The organism is [Clostridium] symbiosum ATCC 14940, from assembly GCF_000466485.1.
In the GTDB taxonomy this organism is placed as follows: Bacteria; Bacillota; Clostridia; order Lachnospirales; family Lachnospiraceae; genus Otoolea; species Otoolea symbiosa.
Window position 1 is genome coordinate 1 of the sequence record NZ_KE992785.1, and the last position, 12,103, is coordinate 12,103.

At 49.2% G+C, this 12,103-nt stretch carries 9 protein-coding genes; 1 reads left to right on the top strand and 8 read right to left on the bottom strand.

Annotated elements, in window-relative coordinates:
- Positions 1–262 precede the first annotated feature (262 nt).
- The 4 genes from CLOSYM_RS00025 to CLOSYM_RS00040 all read right to left on the bottom strand — a co-directional run bounded on the left by CLOSYM_RS00025 (position 263) and on the right by CLOSYM_RS00040 (position 6,830).
- Positions 263–2,872: a hypothetical protein gene (locus tag CLOSYM_RS00025; protein ID WP_044901994.1), complete on the bottom strand. Its 2,610-nt coding sequence runs from the start codon at positions 2,870–2,872 to the stop codon at positions 263–265.
- A gap of 5 nt (positions 2,873–2,877) precedes the next feature.
- Entirely contained in the window at positions 2,878–5,097 is a 2,220-nt protein-coding gene (locus CLOSYM_RS00030) for an efflux RND transporter permease subunit (protein WP_034555864.1), read from the bottom strand.
- A 75-nt stretch (positions 5,098–5,172) separates the two neighbouring features.
- Entirely contained in the window at positions 5,173–6,060 is an 888-nt protein-coding gene (locus CLOSYM_RS23265) for a cell surface protein (protein WP_272164548.1), read from the bottom strand.
- Positions 6,061–6,188: 128 nt separating this feature from the next.
- On the bottom strand, positions 6,189–6,830 hold the full coding sequence (locus tag CLOSYM_RS00040) for a cytidylate kinase-like family protein (protein ID WP_021640456.1): 642 nt from the start codon (positions 6,828–6,830) through the stop codon (positions 6,189–6,191).
- Between the two features lie 233 nt (positions 6,831–7,063).
- Here CLOSYM_RS00040 and CLOSYM_RS00045 point away from each other — a divergent pair, with 233 nt between their 5' ends.
- Positions 7,064–7,663, top strand: a complete 600-nt coding sequence (locus CLOSYM_RS00045; RefSeq protein ID WP_003504291.1) for a TetR/AcrR family transcriptional regulator — start codon at positions 7,064–7,066, stop codon at positions 7,661–7,663.
- 141 nt (positions 7,664–7,804) lie between these two features.
- Here the strand turns inward: CLOSYM_RS00045 and CLOSYM_RS23275 are convergent, their stop codons facing one another.
- The 4 genes from CLOSYM_RS23275 to CLOSYM_RS00060 all read right to left on the bottom strand — a co-directional run bounded on the left by CLOSYM_RS23275 (position 7,805) and on the right by CLOSYM_RS00060 (position 11,603).
- Positions 7,805–8,122 carry a permuted SH3 domain-containing protein gene (locus CLOSYM_RS23275; protein ID WP_242828626.1) on the bottom strand — a complete coding sequence of 106 codons (318 nt, stop codon included), beginning with the start codon at positions 8,120–8,122 and terminating at the stop codon, positions 7,805–7,807.
- Positions 8,123–8,165: 43 nt separating this feature from the next.
- Positions 8,166–8,429 (bottom strand): HlyD family secretion protein, encoded by a 264-nt coding sequence (locus CLOSYM_RS23280; RefSeq protein ID WP_242828627.1) that lies wholly within the window; start codon positions 8,427–8,429, stop codon positions 8,166–8,168.
- Between the two features lie 43 nt (positions 8,430–8,472).
- Positions 8,473–10,824, bottom strand: coding sequence for an ABC transporter permease (locus CLOSYM_RS00055; RefSeq protein WP_021640459.1), 2,352 nt, complete (start codon positions 10,822–10,824; stop codon positions 8,473–8,475).
- Positions 10,825–10,904: 80 nt separating this feature from the next.
- Positions 10,905–11,603: an ABC transporter ATP-binding protein gene (locus tag CLOSYM_RS00060; protein ID WP_044901995.1), complete on the bottom strand. Its 699-nt coding sequence runs from the start codon at positions 11,601–11,603 to the stop codon at positions 10,905–10,907.
- Positions 11,604–12,103 lie beyond the last annotated feature (500 nt).

Here is a 12,103-nt window from a genome sequence, read left to right on the forward strand (position 1 = left end):
TCTCCAATTTATTGCACTGTTAACTAAATGACATTGGTTCATATGGTTTTCTCCCACGAGGTGTTTTCGTGCGCTTTCTGCACAAAAATCCCGAGTTATACGGAGGCGCTGCGGGCCTGTCTGAGCCGGTTAAAGAAAAGACCGGGCAGACTTTTTTCCCATCTGCCTGGTCTTCTTTTTCTGTTGAAGGCGATGACCTGTGCGCGGAGCGTGCAGGTTATCGTTATTATATGATACGGGGCGGCCGACGGCCTGTTTTCCCCTACCGGTTCGTAAATATGTCCACTACCGCATGGAAGATCTTTGTTAATACCCTCCACATTCTTGTGAACGGACCAACCTCCTCATCCTCCGCATCCTCCATATCGGAGATATCGGTGGCCTCGTCATCGTCACTGATTTCATCCGTCCGGAGTATAATCTGCAGGCTGTGGGGCGAAGGATTTTTCGATGAAGTAAAGGAAATTTTGTCTGCCTCCGGATCAATATTGAGGAAATTATTTTCATCCTCGTATTTATCCAATTGCTCATCCAGCGTATCCTTCATGCCCTCGCTGGCCGTTCTCACCGCCGTGATACTGTCGAGCGTGGTCAGACTCTTATCGAGCAGCCCACGAAGGCCCTCCAGGCTGTTCTTCGTACCTGCATCAAGGGAATCACCTGCTGCTATCATGGTCGTGTTTACAAGGCTCAGCATGTCATGTGTGCTGCCCATTGCCCTGGTCAGGCGGTTCATAAGTTCCTGTGTGTCCGCCAGTGAATCCAGCATGGAGGGAACATAACTGTCTGCCGTGTCAATTAGTACTCTCGTATCGTCAAGAAGATTGATCAATTCATCGGTCACGCTTCTGAGCGCTGAGACTGTGGAGGCTGTTTTGTGTCCAACATTCCCAACATCACTGCATACGGCGTTGATTTTTCCAATTACCTGAGCCGCGGACTGCTGCACAGCGGTGCCGTCCCCGATCATGGCCTGAATTTTCTGGAGAATAGCGCCCACTTCCGCCGGATAGGAGGTTCCGGACAGTGACTGGAGTACTTCCTCCACATTGTCGGCATATGGGTCCAGTTCCTCACTCCATTCGTCAAAACTCACATTGTTCACTCCACCGCTTCCCGGAAGGCCGGAAGGGCCGCCCTGCAGGGCGCTCAAATCCGACTCAGCGCCGAATGCCTGAATCTGCGCTTCCCCGTCACTCTTCTGTGCCTGTGGAGCGCTTTCCGTATCCGTATCTTTCGATGGCAAAGATTTTCCGGCATTTTCCGGTGTTTCCGGAACGGATGCATTCTCCATTTCTGTCGTTTTTCCGGCTTCTTCTACGGTTTCCGTTCCTGCCGTGATTTCCGTTCCTGCCGGATTTTCCGTTCCTGCTGTGCTTTCCGTTCCTGACGTACTTTCCGTTCCTGACGTGCTTTCCGTTCCTGACGTGCTTTCTGTTCCTGACGGATTTTCAGCGCCTGTTGGTTTTTTTGTCTCTTCTGGTTTTGTTTCTTCTGGTTTTGTCTCTTCTGGTTTACCCGTGTTATCACTGCCGGGAGCCGTATTTTCTGCTCCCACAGAACCGGCTGGTTTTTTCTTTCTGTTATATCGGAAGGAATCAGCCGACTTAAGGCTCTCCTCCAGCCTTTCCAGATCGTCGGATGCCAGTCCGTAAGCGCCTGAACTTCCTCCGAGCTGGCCTGCCAAAGCCTCCAGAATCTGCTGTATCTCCGCTGTCTGCTGACTGATCGCAGCCGCCAGCTGCTTCTGCTCTTCCTCTGTGATTCCCTTACCGATTCTGTCCGACATCGTGTTCAGGGAATTCTTCAGTCCTCCCAGCCTGTCATACAGCCGATCCAGCTCATCCTGGGTATCCTCCATTGTGTTGTAGATAGCATCCATATTGGCATTGATATCCGTCACCGCGTTTCTGGCTGTTTCCAGGTATGGAATGACCCTGGAGGTCTGTTCGGTAACTGAGGCCAGATCATTCAGGGCCTGGGTTGACAGAGCTTCTATCTGCTTCCTGTTCCCATTTATCTGCCCTCTGGCGTCATCAAGGGAATTCAAGCCTCCCTTCACCTGGGTTACATCCATTTTCATGGCTTCCATTGAGCGCAGAAGCTGGTTCATGCTGTCGTACATTTTATCGCCGTCCTCGCGCCAGGTATCCTTCGCCTCTTTTAAATCCTTAATATTATTTAACGCATCCATTGTGCCGGGCACCATCATCATGATAATCCCCACACTCTCATAATCATCGGTGCCGATACGCACTGTATAGTCCCCGTCTTCACCCGGAAGGGCGGCAAACATAACCACGGTATTATTTCCCACCGACTGGAGCTGGGAGCCAGGGGCGTCCACACTGTAACATTTTTCCATATCCACCGGGACTACTACGGTCAGTATCATATTATTCTTGTAATAAGCCCTGGCCGCCTTGTTGGCAAATGCCTTGACATTAATTTCCACAAGACCGGATGCGCCGGACAGCTTTGACGCGTCGGCCTCCACCCCATTCAGCTTATATGAAATATCAAATGTCCACGGAAGCTCTGTCGTGCCGTCCGGCATCGTACACTGGTAATAAAACCGTTTGCTGCCCTCCGGAAGCTGCCAGGTAACGCTTCCGTCACCCAATTCGGGTTCTGTCTTATCTGTCATATTGACTACCTTGTCATAGACTCCGTAATCTGTATAACGCTCCACGCCGTTGGTACTGCATCCTTTCACTACGTTGACCGTTGTCATGTTTCCGTAATAGTCCATATTGACATACATCGTTTCGTCGACCTGAACACGGGGAGCCGCCGCCCTGACAGGCGATGCCACACTCATGGACAGCGTGACTGCCGCCATTAATACTGCTGTTTTTCTTCTATGTCTCATGACCTTCAAGCCTCCTTCTTATCCTCGCCGCTGCCGTTTTTTCCGGGTTTCACTTTTCCCGCCATTCTTCTGAACCGTTCCCGCCTTCTCATTCTCCGCTTCTCAAAGAATTTCCGGATCCGTTCAAACTCATTATCCATCAGGATATTGTCGAACAGCACGAGAAAGGCCGGCAGCAGGGTGCATACCAGAAGCATGCTCATCCACGCTCCTCTTCCTATCAGATGTCCCAGATCTCCGATGGCGGCCACCGAAGAAATATTGTATAAAATATAACCAACTATAGTCAGGATTGAGCCGGATGTAAGGATAGCCGGAATGCTCATGTTAAGAGCCTGGATAGCTGCCTCCCTCTTTTCCGCCTGCTTCCTGCATTCCAGATAATTGTTCGTGGTCAGAATCGCGTAATCTACCGTGGCTCCGAGCTGAATACAGCTTACGATGATATACCCCATGAAAATCATCGTATCTCCCTTAATATAGGGAACTGCCATATTAATAAAAATCGCCACCTCGATGGGGATCATGATGATCACCGGTATGGCCACCGATTTGAAACTGAACATCACTACAAAGAAGACGCCTAACAGCGACAGAACATTCACTCTGCTGTAATCCTTTGTGATTGTCGTCTCAATATCCTGGGTGGAAGGTGTCGTTCCCACCAGGTAGGAATTTTCCGGATAATATTTTTTCATCAATGCCTGAATCTCATCGGAACACTGATAGGCCAGCTTGCTCTCGCCCTTGCTTCTGACGTAAATCAGGATTCTGGAATAGTCATTCTTATGTAGCTGCTCCGTAATGCTTTTTGGAAGAAATTCCTCCGGCACACCATCCGGAAGAGAGCCGGCCATCGAGGTTACGGATTTTGTATACGCAAGTGCTTCCACTTCGTCGGTAAAAGCTTTTTCATCTATCAGCGAAGTGTTCGGCACCAGGGCCATCATCATATTGCTGCGGCCGAATTTGGCATTGATCAGTTGCTCGTCGTCATAAACCTTTGTTCCCTCACTGGCTCCCACCGCATCATTACCGAACAGAAAACGATTCATATTCTGCGCCGTATAAGCCGGTATCACGAATATTGCGACAAAAATCAGCACGCCGTACCGGATACGGTAAATCCCGCGGCTGAGCTTATCAAATCCCGGCATAAATGAACGGTGTCCCGTTTTTTCAATCATCGGCGTCAGCCTCAGTATCATGGCCGGCATGAAGAATACCACCGTCAGCAGGCTGAAGATTATACCTTTTGCCAGTACGATTCCCATGTCAAATCCGATATTAAATTTCATAAAGGCCAAAACAATGAATCCCACGATCGTTGTAAGGCTGCTGGCGAAAATGGAATTCAGCGCTTCATTGATGGCATTCGTCAGAGCCGTCATCTGATCCAGACCTTTATTTTTTTCCCTGGTAAACGCATGAATCAGGAAAATGGAGTAATCCATCGATACCGCAAGCTGAAGGACGGCCGACACGCTGTTGGTCAGGAATGAGATTTCCCCCAGGAAAATGTTGGTTCCTTTGTTGATCAGTATCGCCACTCCCATGACAATCAGATACAAAACCGGTTCAAACCAGGAGTTTGTCGTCAGGCAGAGAATAATAAAGATCATCAGTACGCCAAGAGTAAGTATCAGCTTCATCTCTTTCGTCACATTCTCGGCCAGCGATTTATTCTGCACCGCCATGCCCACATAATGGCCCTTTTCCCCGGTGATTTCCTGCATCGCATCAATCGCCCTGGAGGTTTTCCGGCTGGTGTCGCCTTTTTCAAAGACGATATCCATGACGGCAGAACCGTCTTTATAGTAATCATCAATACTGTTGAAGTTGATAAATGCGTCGGAAGAAAAGACATCCGTTCCGGTATCCAGCCACATGATCTGATCCACACCGTCAACCTTTTCCAGCTTATCCTTATACTGCTTAGCTTCATACAGTGTTACATCTTCAATCATAACCCGTCCGGTACCCGGATAGCCGAATTTCTCTTCCATCAGATCCAGTCCGGCTTTAGACTGTACCGTGTCCGGAAGATACCGTGTGAGATCATAATTGATATTGACAAAGGGAGCCGCCAGCATTGAAAGAAGCACGGCTATCACAAATACAATCTCAATGGCCCGGCTTCTCTCTATGATGAATACAGGAAGAGAAAAGGAACCCTTTTTTTCTTCAAGCTGTTTTCTTTTATCACGCAAAAATTTCAGTCTCATGTTTCCCTGCTCCTGTCTGTTTCCTGCTGCATTCACGGCCCTGCTGAAAATTCAGCGCCGTATAAATGGCAGCCGTTACCTCATAAAAATCACCATATAATAATCTTTTCCATTGACCTTTTCATGGGCAAGCCCCATCTCTTTATAATAAACCGCACGATCGGAACGCTTCTTTTCATCACTGTTATGGTTTCTCAACAGCTTATCCTCAGCCGCATCCGCTCCGTCGCAGTTCATCAGATAGACTTCCATAATGCGTCTGCCGCTGTTATAGCCGATTGCTTTCAAATACTCGCTCAGTGTGCCCTCATCCGGTATTTTTCCGCTGCCGTAGCCCTTTGTCCTGGCCATTTGAAGACGATGCTCCGCAATCTCCTGCAGCCTGCCGTTTATGACATAGCTTGCATCCTTGTCATAATTTTTTTTATCGTCCTCGTAATAATCGTCTTCCTCGTCACCGTCAAACGAATCCTCTTTCAATTCATTCAGATTGTCGGCAAGTGCCTGAAGCTCCGTATTATAAAAGCCGACCGGAAAAGCTCCGCCGCCCGTGTTTTTCTCGCGCCTGGCACTCGCAAAGCTGCCATCCGCATTGAACGTATACTGGGTTTCATCTTTCCTCAGAGTACTGTTCTGCATTGTGCCGTTATCGCGGAAATAATAGTGTTTGCCGTCCACCTTTTTCCATCCGGTGGCCATAATGCCCGATTCATCCAGATAATACCAGGCATCGCCCTCACGGAACCAGCCCGTCTGCCTGTTCCCGTCCTCTCCAATCCTGTACCAGTTTCCGTCTGCCTCCAGCCAGCCCGGCGCGGCCGCCGTACCGCTCTCAGTTATGTATTTCCATCTTCCTTCATTATCCTGCTGCCAGCTTCCGCTGTCTGCCATTGCAGGCACTGTCATTCCAAGTGTTAGTGCCAGGCAGAGTGCCGCTCCCGGGAACAATCTTAATTTCTTCATTTTTCCTGAATCCATCTTTTTATTTCTATATAAGTTATTCTCATTATTCATCTGGTTTCCACTCTTTCTTCATGAATATGGGGCAGGGCCGTGAATAGTAACCCCGGCCCAAGCGTATCTGCAAGCCGTCAGCCCTGTGGTGTAGAAAATTTATTTTCTTCCCATTCGGCTTTTCTCTCTTCCGACACTGCCCGGATCATTGCCGCCACTTCTCTGTCCGTAAAATGGCTGCTGTCGATCATCAGGTCGTAGCTGCTTCTGTCCCCCCACTTTTTCTTAGCGTAATAGTTATAATAATTTCTTCTGATTTTATCGGCCTGACGGACAAGATAAAGAGCCTCCTCCCCGTCTGTCTCATACCGCCTTCTGATTTCCTCAACCCTGGCCTCCAGAGGCGCATAGATAAATACGGATATCAGCCCCTCCTGCTTCTCCAAAACCTTATCGGCACATCTGCCTACAATGACGCAGGAGCCTGCATCTGCATATTTTCTAATCAGTTCAGACTGAATCGCAAAAAGTGTATCATTCATCGGTTTTCCATATCCTGTATATTGATTTGACTTCGCAGGAACTTTAAAAAGAAAACGGTTGGCCTTCATCTCGTCAGCCTCTTCCAGTTCTTTTGTCTCAAAACCGCTGCGGCAGGCCGCCTCTTCAATTAAATGCCTGTCATAACACGGAACCTCCAGCTCCTTTGCTAAAAGCTCACCGATTCGCCTGCCTCCGCTGCCAAATTCCCTTCCTATGGAAATAATGATTTTATTCATCTTTATTCCTCCTAAACAACATTCAATATGTTAATTGACATTTGTTTATTTATAAGCTATAATGCATTATACTAACTCATGGAGATTTATACAATAATCATTTTTTCATTCCCAATCTAATAAACAACACTTTTGTCTTGTATGTTCATTAACAATAATTTTTGTGCAAAATAGACAAAAAGGGACAATTGTTAAATTCCCGTTAAGAAACATTTTTAAAAAGGAGAAACGTCATGAAAGAAGAGAAAAAAGAAGAAACTATTGACCGGCGGATCAGGAAAACACGCCGGCTCTTAAGAGAATGCCTGACCGCCCTTCTGAAGGAAAAAAAGGTTCAGGATATTACGGTAAGGGAAATTGCCGATATGGCAGACATCAATCGTGGAACCTTTTACCTGCATTATAAAGATGTCTTTGACTTGATGGAACAGATTGAGAATGAGTTATTAAAAGAACTGGAAGATATGCTGAACCACCACCAGGCTCAGGATTTGTTATCCCGGCCTTCCCTGATATTTGCCGAGCTATATCCCCTTGTGCAGGATAATGCCGACATTGTCTCGATTCTGATAGGCGAAAACGGCGACTTGAATTTTGTCAACCGTTTAAAGCACATCGTGCGTGAAAAATGTCTGAAAGACTGGATGGCGCTGAAACCGCTGCGTAATTCGAACGCTTTTGAAGCTTACTATGCTTTTATTGTTTCCGGATGTATTGGAATGGTTCAGTACTGGTTAAGTTCCGGAATGAAGGAAAGTGCGGAGGAGCTTGCTTATATGACGGAGAATATTATATTAAATGGGATACGGGTGCTGGAGAAGGAAGCAAAATAGATTTAACGATATCCTGTACGCTCCGCGCACAGGTCACCGCCTTCAATTAAACAGATGGGGCCGCCGGGGCTCGGCCCCGTCCACCGGCCTGCGGCCGCTGATTGTTAACCCTGGAACGGAAGACACAGTCAACCGTTCTCATCACACCGTCTCCGGTCCGTTCCGGACGCGTTCTCCATTCTCAACTCCCGCCTCATATGGATCCGAAACAATTTTATCCCCTTCCGACAGCCCGTCAAGAATTTCCGTTCTCCCGTTTTCCGTCCGTCCCGCTTTAACGGCAACCGCTTCTGCTTTCCCATTCTTATCTCTGTAAACGATTGCTCTTTTTCCATCCGGAACAATTGCGGAGACGGGAACTGTCAGCACATCCTTCGCTTTGATTATCCGGAAGGTGACATCCGCCTGCTGTCCGGCGCCGAACCCGGTATTAAAAATACCCGGTTCCACTCCTTGCATTGCCTCTTCCCATGGTTCCAGCTCCACCTGGCAGCGGCTTTCTTCAAGTCCTGTGGAGGACTTCTCCCGCCCTTACCTGGCTTCCCGGTTTAAAAGGGACATCCGACACACTCCCTGCTGCCGGGGCGCTTAATATCATACTGTGAACAGGCGTCAACTCTGCCTGGACGGTAAAACTCTTTTCCAGGTTCCCATATCTGACCACTTCCATTTTAGCCGTGACCGGCTTAAACAGCGAAATCCCAAATACAGCGAGGCAGATAACCACAATCAATGCCGCCAGTATTTTTTTGTATTTCTTTTTCATATAGCCGCCCTCCATTTATTCTTCGCTGCAGCTTCGCCGTCCTCTATTCGCGCTCCCTCAAAAATTCTGCCGGGAGTATTTTTTTAAGCTTCCGGTGCAGTGCCGCGGAACCCAGAAGCGCGGAGCATGCGGTGAGGCCTGCCGCAGCGAGCAGCGCATTTGCATCCAGCACTTTGGGAATTGTGTACATGTCGCAGGACATTGTGGCTGATATCAGGCGGCTGGCCAGATATGACAGCGGGATTCCAAGAACGACAGAGCCCGCCGCCAGTACCCATTGTCCTGCCGACAATACATCCAGGCATTCTTTGCTGTTTAACCCCAGGAGCATGAGAACGGAAAGCTCCCGTTTCAGCTCCTCATACCGGATCAGAGAGCTGACATAAATCACCGCAAATCCAATTGCCAGTCCCATCAGAGACATGGAAAACATAATCCCGCTCATACTGTTCATGACGGCCCGGTACTGGGAGGCCCTCTCCTGCCTGCTCTGAATCAGGGAGACAGCTCCTTTTCCCTGCAGTTCCTGCCGAAGGTCTTTAAGAACACCGCGGGAGGCTTTGAGGTAAACGCCGGTAAAACCGTCTTTATAAGCGCTCACAGCGGCCGCCCCCTGATAAGATGCGTAGGCATAGCTGCCCATATACTGCGCTATAATATCAGTGACAACTGCTTCTGTCTCTTTCTTTTCCGTGTAAGCAGTGCGTATCTCTACGGAACCTCCCCGTTTGACTCCCAGCTTTCCTGCCATATGTTCCGAAAGGACGATTCCTTCTTCTTTTACTTTTACACGCTGTCCGTCCGGACGGTACAGATGAATCAGCTCCGCATCCATATCAATTCCCTGGAGGGTACAGTCAACTTTTCCCTGCGGGCCTGCCAGTGTAACCGGAAACTCAATGATTCCCTCAGAAATCAGGATTCCGGGATCCCGGACCGCTTCCAACGCGTCGAGACGGCTGACCGGATGGCTGAAATATACCATAATGTCCTGCTTTTGTGTCTTTTCCCAGTAATCAATGATAAAAACATCAAACAACGCATTCATCGATACGAGAGTCGCCGTAATCATATACGCGGCTGCCATACCCGCCAGGGAAAAACAGGTTCTCCTGGGATTTCTGGCCAGACTTCTGAGTCCCATCAGTCCCGGTATTGTAAGTATCTTTACAACACCGGGAATTTTTTCCAGAAAAGAATTTCTCACAGCGCCGGGGGCAGCCGGACGCAGCGCCCTGGCAGGCTCCGTCTTCCACATGGAGCCTGCGCTAATCCATGAGACAGACGCGCAAAAGACGGCAGCGCCAAATGTTCCCGTCAGCATATATGCGGCTGACAGAGGCGCTGATACGGACGGCAGCTTGAAATACACCCGGTAATAATCTGCCATCGGATCCGCCAGTATATATCCGAGCGCCGTTCCGAGAATGCCTCCTGCCGCGCCGATAACGGCTCCATATAAAAGGTAGTGGAACCGAATCTGCCATTTCGAAATTCCCAGGGCCATCATCGTACCGATCTGTGTCCTCTGCTGCTCCGTCATACGGCTCAGTGTAATATATAAAACGACAGCCGCCACCGAAAGAAATAGGAGGGGAATCACGCCGGACATTTTTTCAAGCTGTTTGATTTCCTCACCGACCATGGCGGCGCCGGTCTGATCCGCTCCCTCATAAACCGAAATCAGTCCGTAGGCCTCCAGAAGCTGTTCCGCCGCATCTTCCACACGCTCCCATTCCACTCCGCTTTCCAAGCGTATCAGAAAGCTGTTCGCCCTGTTTTCCTTCCCCAGAAGCCGGGCAATGGTCCGGTAGGAGGCAAATGCAGCATCATAAGTCTCCGGGCTTGGTAACAATTCATTCCTGTCGCGGATCATATAGATATTTTCAGGTGTTGTGCCGATTCCGGTTATCTTCATCGGGACCTTTTTTCCAGCAACCACAATCTTAATAGTGTCTCCCGGTTTCAGGCCTCTGGCTTTTGCCATGCTTTCCCCCAGTATCAGCTCCTGCTTTCCCTCCCCAGGCATCATTCCTCTTGTGAGCAGGGGCCGGTTCATCTGGCCCTCCGACCACGAGACAAGGTGCAGCTCAGCCTCGCCCTCCACATCGGCCAATTCCACATTCTGCACGAGACGCCCTTCTGCAGCGGAAACTCCGTCCAGCCCTTCCAGCCTGGACGCCGCCCGGAGATCCGTATCTGCCGTATCTGCAAAACCGTCACAGTAATCCGTATTCCTGAAAAATGTATCCCTGGACAGCACCATGTTATCATAGCAAAGTCCCAGAACACTGTATCCGCACAGACCGATTGCTACAATCAGTATACAAAGTATGTAGGCAGACAGGGAGGTCCGGATATCACGGAGCATTTTTTTGAATAAAATAACTGCCATATCCGTCCCTCCCTCTTAAACCGCCCGGCTCTGCCAGGCCGCCTGTTCCTGCCCGCACCGCCGGCATAAAAAGACGGCGCTTACCAGTCGAGTTCCTCCGCCGTGCATGGCGCTTCATTGTCCTCTATTCGTATCAGTTCTCCGTCTTTCATATGAAATATACGGTCAGCCACACGGGCCATCTCGGGATTATGCGTGATTGTCATCACAGGACAGTTAAGCCGCTTCCTGACGTCTAAAAGCAGCTTTACAACCGCAATGCTGTTTTTACTGTCCAGAGCGCCCGTCGGCTCATCGCAGAGAAGCAAATCCGGTCTTTTGACAACCGCCCTTGCAACAGAAATACGCTGCTGTTCCCCACCGGAAAGCTGAGACGGAAAGTGACCTGCCCGCTCCTCCAGACCGACCATGGCGAGCGCCTCATCCGCCTTCATCGCACTTTTCACAAGTGACGCCGCCAGTTCCACATTCTCCCTGGCCGTAAGCGACGGAATCAGATTAAAGAACTGAAATACAAAGCCGACTACATCACGCCGGTAAAGCGCAAGCTGATCCAGCGTCTTATCCGTCACATTCTGATTACCGTACCACATCGCTCCGGAGGTTGGGCGGTCCATACCTCCGACTATATTCAGAAGTGTGGATTTACCGGAACCGGAAGGCCCCAGCACCACGATAAATTCTCCGCGCCTGATTTGAAAGGAAACATTTTTCAGGGCGTTCACGATTACATCCCCCGACTCGTAACGCATGGAGAGCTTTTCGGCATTCAGAATCACTTCCCCGCACGGTTCACCATCACTGCTATTCTTTTTTATAAGCAATCTGCTTAAACCACCTTTCCCATATGTAAAAGTTTCGCATCATATCCTCCAAACAAGCGGCTTTCCCCTTCTCTGACTGTCATGCATATACACATCGGTAATCCATGTGAGCAATTCTTCATTAGACCGTTAGGGAAATTGACTAAATCGTTACAGTTCAGCCTTCGGCTAAAAAAACAGCGAAAACACCTCGCGGAATACATCATGGCTGAACGGTTACACTAAATCAGTCAATTTAATTGTATCGCATTGACTGATTTTTACAAGGGGAAGGAGAAATTTTCTCAGATATTTCTCTGCATGATGAGCGTCTGCTAAGTTACTGTTCACACGGTTGTGTCATTTAGTTAAGCAGGTGAGGACGCCGCCGCTGGCCTGCGGCCGCTGATTGTCTCACACGTTAAGTACGGAGGGCGGACCTTGTCCGGTGTCGCGAAAACCTTCGCCTGAGTCTT

Excerpts from the sequence above, each read along its gene's own strand:
- CLOSYM_RS00025 (WP_044901994.1), bottom strand. The coding sequence starts at position 2,872 with ATGAGACATAGAAGAAAAACAGCAGTATTAATGGCGGCAGTCACGCTG.
- CLOSYM_RS00030 (WP_034555864.1), bottom strand. The coding sequence starts at position 5,097 with ATGAGACTGAAATTTTTGCGTGATAAAAGAAAACAGCTTGAAGAAAAA.
- CLOSYM_RS23265 (WP_272164548.1), bottom strand. The coding sequence starts at position 6,060 with ATGAAGAAATTAAGATTGTTCCCGGGAGCGGCACTCTGCCTGGCACTA.
- CLOSYM_RS00040 (WP_021640456.1), bottom strand. The coding sequence starts at position 6,830 with ATGAATAAAATCATTATTTCCATAGGAAGGGAATTTGGCAGCGGAGGC.
- CLOSYM_RS00045 (WP_003504291.1), top strand. The coding sequence starts at position 7,064 with ATGAAAGAAGAGAAAAAAGAAGAAACTATTGACCGGCGGATCAGGAAA.
- CLOSYM_RS23275 (WP_242828626.1), bottom strand. The coding sequence starts at position 8,122 with ATGCAAGGAGTGGAACCGGGTATTTTTAATACCGGGTTCGGCGCCGGA.
- CLOSYM_RS23280 (WP_242828627.1), bottom strand. The coding sequence starts at position 8,429 with ATGAAAAAGAAATACAAAAAAATACTGGCGGCATTGATTGTGGTTATC.
- CLOSYM_RS00055 (WP_021640459.1), bottom strand. The coding sequence starts at position 10,824 with ATGGCAGTTATTTTATTCAAAAAAATGCTCCGTGATATCCGGACCTCC.